Source organism: Acinetobacter sp. 197 (assembly GCF_048148385.1).
GTDB classification, from domain to species: Bacteria; Pseudomonadota; Gammaproteobacteria; order Pseudomonadales; family Moraxellaceae; genus Acinetobacter; species Acinetobacter pecorum.
Genome location: NZ_JAYWZK010000005.1, coordinates 51119 through 70457 on the forward strand (window position 1 = coordinate 51119; position 19339 = coordinate 70457).

Sequence of the window (19339 nt, forward strand, 5' to 3'; positions counted from 1 at the left end):
TAATGCCTTAATTAAAATTAATTTATGAAAGAAATAATTTATGAATTTATATGAAATATTGCATATTTCTCAAGATGCACCAGAAGAAATTATTAAGCTTGCATATAAAGGGTTGGCTCAAAAATATCATCCAGATCGATATAAAGGTAATGATGCAAATGAAATAATGATTAAAATTAGAGAAGCATATGAAACTTTAATCGATCCAATTAAACGTAAAAATTATGATCAATTTCTTACAGAACAAGCCCGACGTAAGCAGCAACAAGAAGAATATATTAAGAAGAAGGAACAAGAAGAGTTTATGCGAGCTCAAAGAGCAGCTTTTGAACAGCAAAATAAAACCAACTCCACTAACGGCTCAAAAGACAACAGCCAAGAAGCTGATTCTGAAAGTTTCAAAATGAATATCTCCATTGATGTCCCACATAGCTTTTCTATTTTCTCCCCTTTTATAAAATTTAAAAATTGGATAATTTCAAAGAAAAAAGTTTTCATACAAATAGGTAGTACTTGTATTGCATTAGCTTTGATTTTCATAATTGTAATTGTAGCAAACTCATATATGCAGAGTTTATCGGATAAATCCGATGTAGAAGCAATTCTAGCTGCTGAAGAGGCAAGAGAGGCTGCTGAAGAAGCTGAAGCAGCAGCAGATGCCGCTGCGGTAGAGGCGACAGGAATTGAAGAAGATTACAGCCTAGCTGATTCAGAGTTAATGAATGATAGTGAAGAAGTTTATGCAGAAAGTGATGAAGCCAATACAGTTACTGATGAAAGAGCGATGTCCACATACGAAACTGGACTATTATATTACTTACAACCTAATCCTGCAGAAATTAAGACATCGTCCAAACAAGTGTATGATACTTTTAAAGAAAGTGGAATTATAGGAATTAAAGATCTTATCTCGAATTGCTATATTACATTTCAAAAATCAAAAAAATGTTTGTATTTAGACTTGGCTGGAAAATATATTAATGATTCAGGAGCAGATGCTGGACTTCCAGCAGATGAATTCTTTGAGAATGAAGCTATTATAGAAAGAATGAATAATAATTTTTATATTCCTAATAAAGTTGGAGCAGATTTAGCTACGCCTCATGCTGAACAAATAGCTCATCAAACCTATGAAACAATAGAAAAAATTATATCTGATGAAATGGCAGAAATGTAGTGTAATATGATCAGCGTTGATCAATTAAGCTTTTGGGACTAAAGAGTAATCATGTATCTAATTATAATTTCCCCAACCTAATTGATCAAAAAACTCAATTATTATTTTGTTTGAGGGTATTTTTGTGGGAAAATAGTCAATAATATTTATAATATTCAAATACTTAATTATAAAACCTAGCTTCCTCACTCTCACCGCCAAAATTCATTATCATGTAGCCACATGATGTCTTAGAAGGCTTAAATCTTAAGGGTTTAAGCCTTTTTTGTTGCCTAAATTATGAGGTGATGCGTTAAAAATAAAAGAATAACTATACAAGTTACATAAATGATGCCGGATGGCTGTTGAATGACACTGAGGAATATTCGAGCATGATCCTATCTTGGTAAAAAATGATGGATCGCTATGAAAGATGATGAAAAACCCCTAAATTTTGATGATGATAACGAGCCTCTGGATTTCGAAGATGAAGAGTTCACTGACGATAAAAAAGAGGATGAAATGTACAACCCGATCACCAAAGATGGATCAAGTGTAGATCCTGCGGATGATGGCACACGTCATCTTCGTCCTGAAGATGGTGATCCGCTAGAAGTCGAGCCTTAAGCCCTAGCCCAATTTTATATTGGGCTTTTTTTATAGTCTAAAACCTTAAAAGTGAGCATCTTGGACAGATGAATTGAAAAAGGATAATTCATTTTACTGGTTATTTTTGAGATGAGTATTGCTTGCCTTTTCTTTTGATAGATTTAAAGATGTAAGGATATAGGTTGGGATATATTGAAATAAATTCTCTGGATAAAACCATGATATATCCATTTTTATTAATTTCTTAACTTTATGTTCTTCTTTTAGTTTATTTATATGATGGAGACAAAAACTGGCATAAAAATAGCTTAATTTAATTGTCATCATCGCTATGTTATGGTGGAATCAAAACAGGATAAAAGGAGAATAAAAACCTAAAGATAGAAAACGTTATTGCTTGAGTCTTCCTTATTTGAGTTAGAAAAAAGTGGAAACACTGCTATTCGGAGAGTGGACATGAATAACAGCGCAAACTACATGAAACAGATAAAAAATGCCAAACGCGGTGGTTATACCCCGACCATTGCCAAAGACGTCAACAAACATAAGATTCAAAAAGCCCTAAAACTAATTGAACAGTGGAGAAGTCTCGCTCAAGAACTCAAACCTCAAATGCAGTTTGATATGGCCTTTACTTTAGAGGAATGCGCACAAGACCTGGATCGGATACTCAAAAGCAGATAATTCCCTTTTAACTCACTCATAATAGATTTTAAATATCAACCCCTTATCCTTGCCCATATCACTGATATGGGCAATTTCATGATTTAAATGTAGATGCCTGAGTGAAGATGCTTCAATGATCAGTAATAAAAAAATGGTTATAAGATTGAACGGTTATTTTTTGGCTTGCGCCCTTAAGAAAAATCTGTAAAATGCACTCCACAACGCCGGCATAGCTCAGTTGGTAGAGCAACTGACTTGTAATCAGTAGGTCCACAGTTCGAATCCGTGTGCCGGCACCATATCTTAGCCTCGCTTTTTAGTGAGGCTTTGATGTTTCTGGACCTGGGGTTTTTATAAGTAAGTGGGGGTCTGCAGCGCTTTATTCATTCTTCGATTGTGCCGTCACTTGCACATACCTAACGATCCCTTCCTGATATAATTTCTGGCACAGTTTTGCTGTCATCTGAATCTTAAATTGATCCAGTTTCGAGCCTTGAGCCTGAGCATCTGATGACTTTGAATTCAAAGTCTGTTGCACATAATCAGCAAAGCCGGAAAATACCGGTTCGGACAGATCCTGAATCTCAATATTTTTAAATTTAAAACGATCCAGACAGGCATATAACGCACCTACTGTCATTAAATCTTTTAAATTCACATCGGCAGATTTCAATAAGAACTGATACTTACGTCGTTGTAATGCATTTAAAGTTTCCCAGCGCTCGGACAAAACCAGATGATGGAAACCAATCCGCGCATTTGAATTTAAAACACTGCGGACCTGCTCTAAGAATACAGGCACAGGACTGTGATAGGCTGCATCCAGGCATAACACCACATCAAAACGCTGGGAAAATGGCAATTCTTTTAAACGCAAAAATGACGCCTGATAAATGGCATTCAGTTCTGGTAAATATTGCTGAATATTGGCTACACAGGCAGCTTGCAGCTCAACCCCGGCCAGATATTGCACCTGATAGTGTTGTTGCCAGTACAGCAAACTGGCACCCTGACCGCAGCCTAAATCCAGCAGTTTATCTTTTGAATTTAAATTTACAGTTTGTGCAAGGTGATCGGCCAGCATACAACAGGCAGCCGCATAATCCTGCTGACCTGCTTGCCAATACCCTAAATTGCTCCAGGGCAATTGCGCATGATCGCCCAACATAGCGGCATCGATTGCATACTTGTGCTGGGGAAGACGCTGACGCAGTGCCTGAAGCCATTGCATGGATTAATAACCCAGTTGCGGAGCAACCTCGACCACAGGTTTTAAACCCTGAAATGGTAAAGGCGCACCAAAGATTTCTGCAATTTTCATCGCTGAAGTCACTGCCGATTCCAGAATTGGCAAACCGTCACATGACCATGAGCCACAGAAGAAGACCTTACGGTTGGCATCCAGATGACGTTGCTGCAATTCCTTATTCAGTGCCACGGTATTGGCATCGACCACTGCACGCGTCAGCATGACCGATTTGATCACTTTCTTCGGATCAATGTCGGTTACCGGACGCCAGGTCTGAAACACGGCCGACTTGCCGACCAAAGAAGGTTCAATCGAGTTAAGCCACACGGTAAATTGCTGACGGGTAAATTTACGGTCCATCATATAGCTGAGTACGGCCCAGTCTTTACGTTTTGGCGGCATTACGCTGGCATCGGTATGAATCACCAGTTCGCCTTGTTCGAATTTGAATTTCTTCAATAATTCAATTTCACTGGCAAACTGTACCGGATCCAGGAACTCCTCAATTTTGGTGGTCGGTGTTGCGACAATCACCCGGTCAAACAGTTTTGAATAACCGGCCGCATTTTCCACTTTGACCTGATCGCCCTGCTCTTGTACCAGTGTAATTGCTGAACCGTCTTCAATCTGAATGCCTTCAATCAGCTTGTCGACCAGTGCCGGTGTACCGCCTTGCAGACGCAGTAAAGCATCACCATCGGTCAATTGACGCAGGAAAATTAACAACGGTTTGGCTGGCCATTCACCAATGGTTTTCGGATTGCAGGTACAGATGGTATATAGCACCGGCATCACCGCACCGTGCCAGAACACTTCTTCAATCTCGTTACGATTGATAAATTCTGCCAGGCTGATGTCCTGATTTTTCGATTTAAAGAATTTGGTTAATGCAACTTTTAACTGCAACAGGCCTTTGACCAGACGCCAGCCATACTGTTGCAGACCTTTACGGTTGTTGATAATCGGGATATTGCCAATTCGGCTGCGCGATGTGGTCAGCCAGGTTTCAGTTTTATCTTCAAATAACCAGCTGCAGGCCATATAGGTCCGCACCGGATAAGTTTTAATGCCCAGATGTGTGGCTAGACTCAGGGTGTTTTTCCACAGATAGGGGTTCATCACACGTAAAGGTGCGTCAATCAGGCCCCCTTCAAATTCAAGGCTATGACTGTCCATGCCGCGACCTGGAAGTGCTTCAAAAATCGTGATGTGATGCCCTGCGTCCTGGAGAATTCTGGCTGTAGCCAGTCCGGCCATGCCACTACCAATTACTGCGATATCCAAACTGATCATCCGTCATTGAAAAACTACAGAAATTATGTACCATGCGCCAATCAAACAGGTTATTAAAATCTTCCAGAATATATGTTTTTCGTAAAGGCCTTTTTGTTCAATTTCACCTGCTTTTTATTCATTTTTCTGCCTTAGTTAAAATTCCATCAAATCTAAGATTTTATTCATATTTTTATCTAAAAACTTGAAAATTCGCTTTAAAAACAAATAATTTAATTAACCATTTTTATAATCCTTGGTTGACAAATACTTTTTAAATACCTATGATTCGCAGCATAAGAAAACCATAAATTCATCCGGTTCCATTCAGATGCGTTTATGCGAAAATTGTTTAAAACGACAAGAAACTACAGCGCCTTATAAAATAAAAGCCTCTGCGAAAGCAGAGGCTTCTTTGTTTTCATACTTTATAAATCACGTAGCGTGGTACTGGACTCACCTGATTAACCGGAATAAGTAACTTGAAAGGCGGATAATAAAACTCTACCTTTCTTGATTTATCTTCAAATGAGGCGCAAATAGCTGAATTAAGAATTAAAAAATCCAGCAACTTGTGCTGGATCTTTTGCTGCAAAAAAGCAGGTATGAATTAGATTTTACCCACCAGGTCGATGGATGGTGCAAGTGTTGCTTCACCTTCTTTCCATTTTGCCGGACAAACTTCACCTGGGTGCGCATGTACATATTGTGCAGCTTTCACTTTACGCAGAAGCTCTTGTGCATCACGGCCGATACCACCCGCGTTGATTTCAATGATCTGGATTTTACCTTCTGGATCAATCACGAAAGTACCACGATCTGCCAAACCCTCAGCTTCAATCAGTACTTCGAAGTTTTTAGACAAAGTCCAGGTTGGATCACCAATCAATGGATACTGGATTTTACCAATCACGTCAGAGGTATCATGCCAAGCTTTATGGGTGAAATGAGTATCGGTAGACACGCCATAGATTTCTACACCCATTTTCTGGAATTCAGCATACTGATCAGCAAGATCGCCTAATTCAGTTGGACAAACAAAGGTGAAATCTGCAGGATAGAAAAACACCACTGACCATTTTCCTTTCAGGTCTTGCTCAGAAACTTCGATGAACTGACCATTGTGGTAAGCAGTTGCATTGAATGATTTGATTTCAGTATTGATTAAACTCATGAGATATTTCCTCTGGCTTATTTCTGGGATTGCTTATCTTGTGAAGCTAGAATACGAAAAATTTCAAAATAGGTAAAACCGCAAGTTTTTATAAAAATGATCGCTTTTTTAGATCATTAATTTCTATTAGTATTGTTAATCTCATTTATTTTCTCGATGCAGAGTTGTGCTGATCAAAAGCAAGATAATGCTTTAACACTTATGATTCTTCTAATAAGTCGGGCTTTATGCAAACTCAATACCAATCTTCAAGACATAAAAAACCCACCGCCTTCAGGTGGGTTTTAATGATGATTTACCGTTCTAATAGATCTAAAATGGAAGGTCATCATCTAGATCTGCTGCAGGTGCTGCTGTTGGAGCAGGTGCAGATTTTGGCGCAAAACCACTCGGGTTATTGTTGCCATAACCGCCGCCCTGGTTGTTGTTAAAACCGCCTTGCTGTGGTGCTGAACCATAACCTGATTGCGGGTTATTGCCATAACCGCCCTGGTTGTTGTTCGCCTGATTATTGTTATTAAAGCGTGGCTGGTTAAAGCTGCTCTCGCCCTGATCATTTTGAGGACGGCTAGAGTCTAACATCTGCATTTGTTCACCACGAATTTCCGTCGTATAGCGCTCCTGACCATTCTGGTCAGTCCACTGACGGGTACGTAATGAACCTTCAATATATACTTTTGAGCCTTTACGAAGATATTGCTGTGCAATTTCACCTAAACGGTTATGCAACACGATACGGTGCCATTCCGTTTGTTCTTTACGTTCACCGGTACTTTTATCTGTCCACGAATCGCTGGTTGCGATCGAGAATTGAGTGAGAGAGCCACCATTTGCAAAAGTTTTGGTTTCCGGATCTTTACCCAAAGTACCCACTAAAATAACTTTATTTACACCACGCATTTGCCGTTTACTTCCTATATATTTCTGTATTTTACTTTATAAGAGTTATGCTTAAATGGCTACCTCTTTACCCAACAAGTGCGTTAATTGTTGTCGCGAAGCATCATCAATCTGCTGTTTATCGACTTTTACATAGGCAACTTGCTGTTCAGACATCACCACGACCTCTTCAATACCACGAATCGCCAAAAGCTGAGAAGTCCATTCGTCAGTTTGTCTGCTTTCCGGCAAACGCAACACCAGCGATGACAGATAGCGTGGCTGTGCCAGGCCAAAACTCATCAGCAGCCAGATTATCGCAATCCCTGTCAGGATACTCCAGCCCATCGAGGTATTGTTCAGCAGTAATAATTGTCCGCCAATCATACCGCCAAAGAACGCCCCTAAAAACTGGCTGCTGGCATTTATGCCCATTGCGGTGGCTTTGGACTGGATCGGTGCCGCTTTCGACAACCAGGACGGCAACAAGGCTTCCATCACATTAAAAGCAATAAAGAACAGCCCTAGACCAATCAGCAAGACATATTTGGATTCAAAACCAAATGCCATCACCATTAGGCCCAGAATAATGCCAGTAATGGCCACCAGAAAAATCGCGCGCATTTTGTGGTATTTTTCTGCCAGGATAATACTTGGAAAAGCAAAAAACAGGCTCAGCACCAACAGCGGCAAATATACCCAGCCATGACTGGACAGTGGCAGATCAGCAAATTCGATCAGCTGCGAAGGTACATAGATAAACATCGCGGTGAGCAATAAATGCAGGGTAAAAACCGACACATGCAGACGATTCAGATCTCCGATTTTGATTACCTGTTTCAACTGTGCCAGATAGCCTTGCTGAAAGTTTTGATGATGCCGCGTGACCTTAGGCACCATCAACAGCATGGCAATCGCCGCCAGGCCCATCACCGTAGTCACCCAGAATAATCCCGAGATGCCCACCAGACCCGTTAGCCAAGGCCCAAGACTAAAGGCCACCACAAAAGACAGGCCGATACTCATGCCCATCATTGCCATGGCTTTCATGCGGTTTTCTTCACGTGTGACATCTGCCAGCAGCGCCATCACCACAGCAGATACTGCACCACCACCGGCGATCGCTCGGCCAATAATCACGCCATAAATGGTGTCCGACATGGCCGCAATCGCACCGCCCAGCGCAAATAAGAGCAGCCCCAAAACCACCAGTGGCTTACGGCTATAACGGTCCGCAATCAGGCTGAATGGAATCTGTAACAGGGCCTGGGTCAGACCATAGACCCCGACCGCCAAACCGATCAGTGCAGGCGTCGCATATTGATATGCCTGCCCTGCCACAGAAAACACCGGGATAATCATAAACAACCCCAGCATGCGCAGTGCAAAAATACTGCTCAGGGCAAAGGTTGAACGACGTTCTAAAGCATTCATCATAAATTATGGCGATTGGGTTAATTAATCTGGAGCCCAGATTATAGGACATTCAGCTCATTAATAAGACATGAATTTTACTTGAAATAAAGATGATGCCAATCTAAAAACAAAAAAAGCGCAGCCGGAGCTACGCTTTCATTCAGGGACAGTGCTTTATTTGTCTAAAGCTGCCTGACGTTTCTTGTACTGAATCGAGGCGAATACTGCCCAGACAATAAAAGCCACACCGATCAGACCGGTCACCACTTCTGGTACATGCAGACCGGTTCCGCTGGCAATCATAATGAAAGCCAGTGCACCGATGGCATAATGCGCACCATGTTCCAGGTAGATATAGGCATCCAATGTGCCCTGCTCAACCAGATAAATCGTCATTGAACGGACAAAGATCGCACCAATCGCCAGACCCAGCATGATAATCACCACATCCGAGGTAATCGCAAAGGCGCCAATCACGCCATCAAAACTGAAGGAAGCATCCAGAACTTCGAGGTAGAGAAAGCCACCGATACCGGCTTTTACCACGCCAGTAGGCACGCCATTTTCGTCATGACGAACTGCATTGCCATTTTCATCGACTTCCGGCTCACCACCCAATAGATGGCTCAGAACCTGTACCCCGATGTAGATCACAATACCCCAGATCCCCGCCATCGTCACGACCAGACGCTTGGCCTCTACCACATTGGCCGCCATAATCAGCAGCGCCACCAGGGCGATAAAGACCGACATTGCAGGAACACTGGCTATATTGGATAGACGGCGTTCTACACTTCTGAACCAGTGCGTGTCTTTTTCTTCGTCCAGGAAGAAGTTCAGGAACACCATCAACAGGAAGGCACCACCAAAGGCTGCAATCTCAGGATGATGTGCCATTAAACGCGCCGAATATTCTTTTGGATCATTCAGGGCCAGCTGGACTACTTCCATAAAGCCCATGTCTGCGGTTACCGCGACGATGGCCACCGGGAAGATTAGACGCATCCCGAAAACGGCAATTAAAATTCCGACCGTCAGGAAGAGCATTTTCCAGAAATGATCCCAGCCGCGAAGGACAGATGCATTGACAACCGCGTTATCAAAAGATAACGACACTTCCATAATCGCCAGAATAGCGGTGATGGTCAGTGCTGTGAACATGGTTTGCAGGCCCGCTTCCGGACCGTGGGTATACCCCCAATAAGCAGACAAACCAAGACACACAATCGAAAATGCAATTGAGAAACCAAAATGTTTCAACATACATATCGACCTTAGATAAATTTCATTGAATGTATTTCTTTAATTACAGGGAAATACTAAAACCAGAAGTTGTCTCAATTATGAAACTTTTGTCATCTAAACCAAAGCACTTCCTGAGCCATATTTGAGTATTTTCTGCTTTTCCAGGTTGTTGATCTTTTAAACAGGGCGTTCTTTGCTATAGTGCTGCATGCTTAGACCTCAACTGCTCAGGATTTTAGTATGAGTTTCTCTCAAGATGTATGGCAACGTAATCTCGAACTTTATCAGAAGACATTGGCGTTGCCTTTTAACCAGCAGCTGGCACAGGGCACCTTAAGCCGTGACGCCTTTAGCCATTATGTGATTCAGGATGCGCATTATCTGCTGGCCTATGGTCGTGCGCTGGCAGTCTGTGCAGCCAAAGCTTTTGAGGCAGATGACGTTATCCAGTTTAGTGAAGCAGCTAAAATTGCAATTGTGGTAGAACGCAGCCTGCATGATGGCTTTATGCAGGATTTTGGTATTAGCAAGGCGCAATTTGAGCAGACACCGTTGACGCTGGCATGCCATCATTATACTTCTTATTTGCAGGCGACGGCTTGGGCCGAAAGTTATCCGGTGGTATTGGCTTCGTTGCTGCCGTGTTTCTGGATTTATGCAGAAGTCGGCAAGGATATTGTCGACAATGCTGCAGCAAATAATCCTTATCAGGCCTGGATTGATACCTATGCCGGGGAAGATTTCCATACCGCCGTGCGTAATGTGATTGCAACCGTGGATCGGGTGGCAGCGCGTGTCGATGCCGATACACTAGAAAAAATGCATACAGCTTATACCCATGCAGCGCGCCTGGAATGGCTATTCTGGGACAGTGCTTATGAACAACGCCAGTGGCCTGGTCTGGATTAATTTAAGCTGAATTTAGCCCTGTTCAATACAGGGCTTTTTTTCTAAAAAATTTTAAATAATGCAAAATAGTTTTAATATTCATCTTGATTGATACTCTGCACTTCCATGCACTCAACCTTTTGCAGACGTCGAATCCATATTTAAACGTCTTGATAAAAAGGTTGGCCAGAATTTCAATGGAAAAATACATCATCCGTTTCTAAATAGTTGCTTTTATACTGATCTTTTGACCAATCACCGACATAACTTGACGTTTAAAATACTTTTATTTGCACTTGAACATTTTTCATCCGGTATCATATAAGAGTTTTTGATGAATATTCTAGGATTCTTGCATGAGCCAAAGCCACATCCGTATTCGAGGCGCACGTACCCATAACCTGAAAAATGTGAACCTTGATATACCACGCGACAAGTTTGTGGTGATTACGGGACTGTCTGGTTCAGGTAAGTCCTCATTGGCCTTCGATACCTTATATGCCGAAGGTCAGCGCCGTTATGTCGAGTCGCTGTCAGCCTATGCCCGCCAGTTCCTCTCCCAAATGGAAAAACCGGAAGTCGATTCGATCGAAGGCTTAAGCCCAGCGATTGCGATCGAGCAGAAATCTACCAGTCATAACCCGCGTTCGACTGTAGGCACTATTACCGAAATTTATGACTATTTACGTCTACTCTATGCACGGGTCGGAACGCCTTATTGTCCGGAACATGACCTGCCAATGGTGGCACAAACAGTCACTGAAATGGTCGATGCAGTCAAAGCACTGGAAGAAGGCACTGCTCTGTTATTGTTAGCACCGGTCGTGCGCGAACGTAAGGGCGAATATACAGCGCTGTTTGAACAGCTACAAAGTCAGGGTTTTGTCCGCGCCCGTGTGGATGGCGAGATCATGGAAATTGATCCACCACCTGAGCTGGATAAAAAGAAAAAACATACCATTGAAGTGGTGGTCGACCGCTTTAAAGTACGTGATGATCTGGGTAACCGTATTGCCGAAAGTTTTGAAACCGCGCTACGTCTCGGTGGCGATATCGCGATTTTATCTTGGATGAAAGGCGAACATAACGATCGCGTGTTTTCAGCCAAGCATTCCTGCCCGCAATGTGACCGTGCTGTGGCTGAACTGGAACCACGCCTGTTTTCATTCAACAATCCCTTTGGTGCCTGTCCGGTCTGTGACGGTCTGGGGACCCGCAGCCATTTCAGTGCCGACAAACTGATTCCCAACCCTGAGATTAGCGTCAGTCAGGGAGCCATTCGTGGTTGGGACCGTCAGCGTCCATATTATTACAGCATGATCCAGAAAGTCGCCGAGCATTTCGGTTTTTCTCTAGAAACGCCGTGGAATGAACTGGATGCCGATACCAAGAAAAAATTTCTGTACGGCACCGGCAAAGAAAAAATTGATTTGAGTTATATCGATGAACGTGGCCGTCGCCATAATCGGGTCATTCCCTTTGAAGGAATTTTGCCGCATCTGGAACGCCGTTATCGTGAAACCGAAAGTAATTATGTGCGTGATGATCTGGCACAGTATCTGTCCAATGCCGCCTGCGATGCCTGTGATGGTTCACGCCTGAATGAAATTTCACGCAATGTGAAAATTCTGGACAAGACCATTGCCGACATTACCCGCATGTCGATTGGCGATGCTGAAAGCTATTATCAAGGCATTCATCTGGAAGGTGCACGGGGTGAAATTGCCGACAAGATTTTCAAGGAAATCCGTGAACGTCTGCACTTTCTGGTTTCGGTGGGCCTGAACTATCTCAGCCTGTCGCGTTCTGCGGAAACTTTATCTGGTGGTGAAGCGCAGCGGATTCGTCTGGCCTCACAGATCGGTGCCGGTTTGATGGGCGTCATGTATGTGCTGGATGAACCGTCGATTGGTTTGCATCAGCGTGATAACGACCGTCTGTTACAAACCCTGATCCGTCTGCGTGATCTGGGCAATACCGTCTTGGTGGTCGAGCATGATGAAGATGCGATTCGTGCCGCTGACCATATTATTGATATTGGTCCAGGTGCCGGCGTACATGGCGGACATGTGATTGCCGAAGGGACTTATGATGAAATTCTGGCGAATCCTGACTCGCTGACCGGAACATATTTATCCGGCAAATTAAAAATCGAAGTGCCGAAAAAACGGATTCAACCGCCTAAGCCTGAGGAACAGATCAAGCTGATGGGGGCATCCGGACATAACCTGAAAAAAGTCGATCTGACCATTCCTTTAGGTATTATGACCTGTGTTACCGGGGTGTCCGGTTCGGGTAAATCTACCCTGATCAACCGCACCTTGTTACCTTTGGCGGCAACCCAGCTCAATGGTGCCACTACTTTAACTTCGGAAAAGTTTGAATCGATTGATGGTTTGCAATTCCTCGACAAAGTTGTGGATATTGACCAGAGTCCGATTGGACGAACCCCACGTTCCAATCCGGCAACCTATACCGGTCTATTTACCCCGATTCGTGAACTGTTTTCACAGACACAGGAAGCCAAGGCACGCGGTTATGCCGCCGGTCGTTTCTCGTTTAACGTAAAAGGCGGTCGCTGTGAAGCCTGTGAAGGTGACGGTATGATCAAGGTGGCAATGCACTTCCTGCCGGATATGTATGTGCCATGTGATGCCTGTCATGGCAAGCGTTATAACCGTGAAACGCTGGAAGTGAACTATAAGGGCAAGAACATTTCCGATGTACTGGAAATGACCGTTGAAGATGCTATGCATTTCTTCGATGCCATTCCGGTGATTCACCGTCGTCTGGAAACGCTGAATCAGGTGGGTCTGGGTTATATCCGTCTGGGTCAGTCTGCTACCACTCTTTCTGGTGGTGAAGCACAGCGGGTCAAGCTGGCACGCGAGCTGGCCAAACGTGATACTGGTAAAACCCTGTATATTCTGGATGAACCGACCACGGGTCTGCATTTTCATGATATTGCCAAACTACTGGATATCCTGCATCAGCTCCGTGACAAGGGTAATACCATCGTGGTGATTGAGCATAATCTGGACGTAATTAAAACCGCCGACTGGGTGGTGGATTTGGGACCTGAAGGCGGTTCGGGTGGCGGTATGATTGTCGCGGAAGGAACGCCTGAAGAAGTAGTGAAAGTCAAAGCTTCACATACAGGTAAATTCTTGAAGCCGTTGTTGAAGTGATTTAGTTTTTTAAATCCTCCCCAACCCTCCTTTGAAAAAGGAGGGATTTTTCTTCTTTATCTGACGTCATATAGGACTTAGGGCTAGGGAGATTTTTTATTCAGGTAATAAGTATGCTAAAACGGTGATTCGTTCACCGTTTTTTATCTTTCACTAGACTATTGAACGAATTGCTTTAGCCAATTGCGCCAGTTCTTGATCATCTGCTCTTTGCGCATCATGCGATGAAATATATCCTTCATAGGCATCGAAATATTTATCGATTGACGAATTCACAGGTTGCCAATTCTTATGCAGGCCTTGAGTCTGATGCATCGGAAATAACTTGGCATGCACATGATCAACACCAAAACCTTCAAATACCATGCCGGTTCGACCCACATCTTCAAAATAATGATCCAGCCTTAATGCCACCTGTTTGGTGTAGAGAACCAGATTTGCCAGAACCTGATTGCTCAGTTCAAATGCATAACTAGAATAATGCTGTTTTGGAATAACAACTGTTACGCCCAGGGTATTTGGATAAATACTGAGGAAAGCCAAAAAATCCTCATTTTCATCGATCAGATGACAAGGTAATTCACCTTTCACAATCTGACAGAAGATACAATTTTCACTCATTTTAAACCTTTCTGAATTTTATAATTTTCAATCATTTAAATGGACGATACTTATTCTATTTTTATCATTACCAAATCTAAGGATGATTGCTTTCAAAACATTAATTTTAAATATTCTATTCAGTGTATTTAAACCTCAGCCACCGCATTGCGTCCTTTGGCCTTTGCCGCAAACAAAGCATCATCTGCATTTGACAATAAAGCTATCCAAGAGCCAGCACCAATCGCTACGCCAATACTGACCGAAACCTTAATCTCATCTCCTGTTGCAGTCACAATATGACGCTCAGCCACTTCAGCACGGATTTTATCAGCCACAATCAGTGCCTGCTGCATCTGGATATTTTCAATCAGTACCAGAAACTCATCACCCCCATAACGCACTAGCAAATCTGTAGCACGGACATTGGCTTTTAAACGCTCGGCCACCAGCTGAATGACCTGATCACCAACAATATGTCCATATTGATCATTTACCTGTTTAAAATGATCAATATCAATAATCATCAGACAGGTTTGGCTCAATTGACCCGGCTGATTTTCCAGAAAGCGGATATATTCTTCCAGGGCAAAACGGTTGGATAATCCGGTCAAAGAATCGGAGTGGGCAATATTCTTTAAACGAAATTCCAGGGCATCGCGTTCCTGCAACATCTGCTGCAATTTCTGAATGGCTGCAAATAGAGAATCCGAATGGCTCGTGTCACGCAGCGGCATATCAATTTTTTGACGACCCGAATTTTTAGATAAATTCAACAGCAGGCGACGCGCCTGAATCAGCGGCAGAAAAACCTGTTTGCGTGCAAAGACCATGGTAGAAATAGCGGTCAGCAATGAAATCAACGACAACAATATGCTCCAGGTCAAACGCTGCATATTGCTGTTCATTTCCCGGATCGCTGCATCTCTACTGTATTGCAGCAGGTAATTTTGCAGATCCACCACGGTCGCAAATTTGTCTACGATCGCTTCAGTCAGCTGGGTTCCGCTTAAATGGTAATCACGTTGCTCCAGACTATCATCGATCAGCTCGCTGACGATCGGTAAACCTTGCTGAATAAACTCGGTTTCTACCCGCCGATGCAAACGGATGAATTCCTCGGTCTTATCTTGAGCAGGTTGAAGGGTATCAATTAATGACCACAGATAACGCACCTGATGCTAGGTCTGTAAAGAGCGGGTAATATTTTCTGTCGGGAGCGGGGTGTCAAATGTCACATGCGCCATGACAGACGAGGCAACCCGCCCCGCCTGATCGCGCAAATCAGATAAAAATAGAATCTGGCTAATATAGTTCTTTAGATGAGTTGATGAGCTATCTGAAGTCATTGCCACACCCCGCAAAAGTTCGCGGCAACTTTCCCAGGCAGCGAACATCGCCAGAATTGCCTGATCCATTTCCTGTGCATTACGTTGCTGACGTGGCATCCGGGTATAAGCATCAACCTGTGCACGTCCTTTTTTCAGACTGATTTCAAGCTGTGAAAGTTGCTGATTCAGATCGTTAAAACCGACTTTTGCCAATACTTCAGTCGTCAGGGACAATTGCTGGTCTACCTGCTGCCGATAGCGGATTAACTCTTGCTGATGCTTGGCAAATTCTTGCACCGAACTGGACATGGCTTTATTGGCAGGTGCGCGCTCACGCGAAATTTTATTTGCCAGATCAGCGACCTGTTGCAAGGCATTAAGTTGTTGATAAGTTTGTCTGGATTTTAAATAGCTTTGACTGCTACTGACGATCAAGGGAATACAGATGCAGAGTAAGCACAAAATAATAATCGACATCGACCCGTATAAACGTTTACTGATCCACTCAGAGCGTAATGTATTCATGCTGTTGTATTACGCCCCAATATTACAAACAAATCCAAATAGAATGTTTATTATACAAATAAAAACAGATTTTCTTAAAGTCTTTAGTCTTAGTTAGCTTATGTTTTTCATAATTTTTTTAATCTAAACTTCTTAAAATCTGTACTATTGCTCCTTTCAGACGATACAGCAGAGTTTTATATCTATAGCCCAACATAAACGCATATCAAAATAAGAAGATATTTATAGTTAAAAAAATATAAAAACTTGCTTTCTGCACTATTTACACATGCAACAAAGAGGTGCATAATGCACCGCATTAGGGCGAGTTAAATTATTCCTCAGCAGATATTTTAGTTTACCCGCAAATTTTGGCGAAAAAACCCCAGTTTTCTATGAAAATTGGGGTTTTTTTTTAACTATTAAGTTTTTTCATTCTATTTTTACTTTTCAAATTGCACCATTTTAGTGCCATCCAATTCTTAATATATCTGCTTTTGTCTTGAGTGTTTTAACTCAGGAATCGAGGATCGTTAAAATTAAAAATTCGGGGCAAAAAAAAGCCCAACCTTGGGGAAAGCTGGGCCGATAAAACAAAAAATTGTGGAGAATCAGGCTAAATCACCCTGAAAGTGTGAACTCTAACTTGATTTTTATATTATGTAAAATTCTCTTAAAAAAGTAAAGCCGATTGCTTCGCTCAAGATTATAAAACATTCTTATTTAGCTTAAAAAATAGGCATCCACCATGCCATCCGACCTATTTAGGCTAAAAAATAATCAACCCAATCAAAGATTTGATGAGCTGAATAGTTTAAGTTTGTTGACATATTTATGGAAAATTCCACCTCCCATTAATTGATTTTACCAATCTAAATTTTAAATTTAATTGAATTAAGAAATAAAAATATCAACATAATTTCTCCTTAATTTTAGAACTTGATTTTAATTTTAAAGTTTACCTTTTGTTATAAAAGAATTTTTTCTACAAAGAGGAGATTCATCAAAAACATGAAATTTACACAAAAATAATACAATTATTTAGCTTAAAAAAATAGCTATCGCAGACCAGATTGACTTAATAAATTGTTACAATACAATATGTTCCAAGCTGTACACATCTTGTAACAAAACGGTAAATATCATGAAAAAACTCGGTTTAGCCACTGCTTTATTATTAGCCATGACCGGTGCTCAAGCATATCAATTCGAAGTTCAAGGTCAGTCAGAGTTCATCGACAATACTGTAAATGACAAAGATTTCACTGGTGCTGTTCAAGGTACTTACTACTTTAAAAATGTTGATGCGACTAAAGGTCCTTTAGCTGAAGCTGCTTTCCTTAATCAGGCATCAAACGTTTCTGCTGCTTATACATATGGCGAATACGATGTAGACGCTGATGCCAAAGACCAGACTTCTCATACTTTTGGTGTGAAAGGTGAAGCTTACATCCCGACTCAAGTTGTTCCTGCTTATGCAAGTGCATCTTATAGCCATACCATTACTGATGGTAAAGGTGGTCAAGCGGATGACAATGGCGACCGTTATGCATTAGAAGTAGGTGTATTACCGATTCCTAATTTCTTGGTTGCTGTTGGTTATACCAGCGTCGCAGACCAAACGTCTTATGACGCGTTCAACATGTTTAATAACGGTGTTATTAAAGCAGGCTTAGAGTCTCAAACAATCAATGGAGACCAAGATGCAATCACTGCCCGTACTAAATACGTAGGCGCGATTGACGGAACCAACATGTCAGTTGGTTTTGAAAGCGGTCTGGTTTATGGCGAAGACACTGCCTACAACTTAGGTACAACTCTTTTCCTTAACCCGCAGTTAAGCGTAGGTGCTTCTTATATGGAATCTAGCTTTACGGGTTCTCCAGACAAAGCATGGGGCGCGAACGTTAACTACTTCATCACCCCTGCTGTTGCAGTTGGCGCATCTTATGTAAATGCTAACTATGAAGCGAATCTTGCAAAAACTGCTCAAGTTCGTGATACACAGACGATCGGTGTAAATGCGAAATTCCGTTTCTAATTTCTGATTAGATGCTGAAAATAAAAAAGGACGCGATATGCGTCCTTTTTTGTTAGCAATTTACTACTGATTAAAGGTTGACCTTTTGACTTTTATTCATGAAAATTCAAATGTTTTTTCATTAACTTAATTGGAATGCGTATGAAAAAGGTTTATTTAGCATCAGCATTATTACTTGCTGTGACAGGTGCCCAAGCCTACCAAGCTGAAGTACAAGGTACTGTAGGCTATTACGATGCCGAACTTAACGATGGTAACTATAACGTTGGGGTACAAGGGACTTATTATTTTAAAGATGTCGACGCTTCTAAAGGGCCATTAGCTGAATCTGCTTTCCTGAATCAAGCAAGCAGCATTTCTGCTGGCTACAATTTTGGCCAGCTGACTGCCGATATTAACCGCACAGTTAATGTGAATGGTAATCCAGTTACGATAAATGAAGAGTTTGATGCAGAACAACACACTTATGGCATTAAGGGTGAAGCCTATATTCCTACAAGTGTTGTGCCAGTATATGCAAGCGCATCTTATAACCACTCTAAAACTGACGCTAAAAATGATTTCACTGCTTTAATTCAAAATGATGATTCTGGCGATCGTTATGCACTAGAGCTGGGTGCCATGGTTTTACCAAACTTCCTGATGGCGGTAGGTTATACCAATATTGCTGCTACAGAATCCTTAGATACTTTCAACATTTTAAATAATGGTCTGATGAGTGCAACTATGGAATCGCGCGCGATCCGTGAAAAGAAAGATGCAGTCACCGCACGAACTAAATATGTAGGTCCAATCGATGGTACTGACATGGCTATCGGTTTTGAAGCTGGTTTAGTTTCTGGCGAAGATACGATGTATCAACTGAAAACAGATCTTTATGTAACGCCTAAACTGGGTCTAGGTGTTTCTTATACAGATGGCAGCTACAAGAGCTCTACCGTGCCGACCTCTGCAGTTGGCGTGAATGCAAGTTACTTTGTGACTCCAGCAGTATCACTTGGCGCAAGCTACGTTTATGCTGATGGTGAATACGGTGCGAATGATGCACACCTAGGTGCGCTTAATGCGAAATTCCGTTTCTAATTTCTGATTAGATACTGAAGTAAAAAAGGACGCAATAT

14 protein-coding genes, 1 tRNA gene and 1 pseudogene are annotated in these 19339 nt (G+C 42.2%); 8 read left to right on the forward strand and 8 right to left on the reverse strand.

Annotation, left to right across the window (positions count from 1 at the left end; genetic code table 11):
• Nucleotides 1–40 precede the first annotated feature (40 nt).
• The 4 genes from VXQ11_RS06540 to VXQ11_RS06555 all read left to right on the forward strand — a co-directional run bounded on the left by VXQ11_RS06540 (nt 41) and on the right by VXQ11_RS06555 (nt 2730).
• A complete protein-coding gene (locus tag VXQ11_RS06540; protein ID WP_262738293.1) occupies nt 41–1177 on the forward strand; it encodes a J domain-containing protein in 1137 nt (378 codons plus the stop codon).
• A gap of 405 nt (nt 1178–1582) precedes the next feature.
• Nucleotides 1583–1783 carry a hypothetical protein gene (locus tag VXQ11_RS06545; RefSeq protein ID WP_004781578.1) on the forward strand — a complete coding sequence of 67 codons (201 nt, stop codon included), beginning with the start codon at nt 1583–1585 and terminating at the stop codon, nt 1781–1783.
• 438 nt (nt 1784–2221) lie between these two features.
• On the forward strand, nt 2222–2449 hold the full coding sequence (locus VXQ11_RS06550; RefSeq protein WP_004781576.1) for a hypothetical protein: 228 nt from the start codon (nt 2222–2224) through the stop codon (nt 2447–2449).
• A 205-nt stretch (nt 2450–2654) separates the two neighbouring features.
• Nucleotides 2655–2730 (forward strand) — tRNA-Thr (locus tag VXQ11_RS06555).
• A gap of 80 nt (nt 2731–2810) precedes the next feature.
• On the opposite strand, the gene VXQ11_RS06560 is transcribed toward VXQ11_RS06555, so the two are convergent.
• The 6 genes from VXQ11_RS06560 to VXQ11_RS06585 all read right to left on the reverse strand — a co-directional run bounded on the left by VXQ11_RS06560 (nt 2811) and on the right by VXQ11_RS06585 (nt 9684).
• Nucleotides 2811–3662, reverse strand: a complete 852-nt coding sequence (locus VXQ11_RS06560; RefSeq protein WP_416705691.1) for an SAM-dependent methyltransferase — start codon at nt 3660–3662, stop codon at nt 2811–2813.
• Between the two features lie 3 nt (nt 3663–3665).
• A complete protein-coding gene (locus VXQ11_RS06565; protein ID WP_005250386.1) occupies nt 3666–4973 on the reverse strand; it encodes an FAD-dependent oxidoreductase in 1308 nt (435 codons plus the stop codon).
• Between the two features lie 589 nt (nt 4974–5562).
• The gene (gene ahpC / locus VXQ11_RS06570; protein ID WP_005105379.1) at nt 5563–6126 is read right to left on the reverse strand and encodes an alkyl hydroperoxide reductase subunit C; all 564 of its coding nucleotides are present in this window, start codon (nt 6124–6126) and stop codon (nt 5563–5565) included.
• A gap of 312 nt (nt 6127–6438) precedes the next feature.
• Entirely contained in the window at nt 6439–7026 is a 588-nt protein-coding gene (gene ssb, locus VXQ11_RS06575) for a single-stranded DNA-binding protein (RefSeq protein WP_004281391.1), read from the reverse strand.
• 51 nt (nt 7027–7077) lie between these two features.
• Nucleotides 7078–8442 (reverse strand): MFS transporter, encoded by a 1365-nt coding sequence (locus tag VXQ11_RS06580; protein ID WP_253100074.1) that lies wholly within the window; start codon nt 8440–8442, stop codon nt 7078–7080.
• 153 nt (nt 8443–8595) lie between these two features.
• Entirely contained in the window at nt 8596–9684 is a 1089-nt protein-coding gene (locus tag VXQ11_RS06585; RefSeq protein WP_416705692.1) for a DUF475 domain-containing protein, read from the reverse strand.
• A gap of 222 nt (nt 9685–9906) precedes the next feature.
• On the opposite strand from VXQ11_RS06585, the gene tenA reads away from it, so the two are divergent.
• Together tenA and uvrA are read left to right on the forward strand one after the other, a co-directional pair.
• On the forward strand, nt 9907–10575 hold the full coding sequence (tenA, locus tag VXQ11_RS06590) for a thiaminase II (protein WP_144724791.1): 669 nt from the start codon (nt 9907–9909) through the stop codon (nt 10573–10575).
• 335 nt (nt 10576–10910) lie between these two features.
• Complete coding sequence (gene uvrA / locus VXQ11_RS06595; protein WP_416705693.1) at nt 10911–13742, forward strand: excinuclease ABC subunit UvrA; 2832 nt, start codon at nt 10911–10913, stop codon at nt 13740–13742.
• Between the two features lie 153 nt (nt 13743–13895).
• Here uvrA and VXQ11_RS06600 read toward each other — a convergent pair whose 3' ends face one another.
• Both VXQ11_RS06600 and VXQ11_RS06605 read right to left on the reverse strand, forming a co-directional pair.
• A complete protein-coding gene (locus VXQ11_RS06600) occupies nt 13896–14363 on the reverse strand; it encodes an HIT family protein (RefSeq protein ID WP_064095029.1) in 468 nt (155 codons plus the stop codon).
• A gap of 128 nt (nt 14364–14491) precedes the next feature.
• A pseudogene (locus VXQ11_RS06605) lies at nt 14492–16198 on the reverse strand (diguanylate cyclase).
• A gap of 1123 nt (nt 16199–17321) precedes the next feature.
• On the opposite strand from VXQ11_RS06605, the gene omp33-36 reads away from it, so the two are divergent.
• Both omp33-36 and VXQ11_RS06615 read left to right on the forward strand, forming a co-directional pair.
• The gene (gene omp33-36, locus VXQ11_RS06610) at nt 17322–18218 is read left to right on the forward strand and encodes a porin Omp33-36 (protein WP_064102623.1); all 897 of its coding nucleotides are present in this window, start codon (nt 17322–17324) and stop codon (nt 18216–18218) included.
• Nucleotides 18219–18359: 141 nt separating this feature from the next.
• On the forward strand, nt 18360–19301 hold the full coding sequence (locus VXQ11_RS06615; protein ID WP_416705694.1) for a putative porin: 942 nt from the start codon (nt 18360–18362) through the stop codon (nt 19299–19301).
• Nucleotides 19302–19339: the final 38 nt, after the last annotated feature.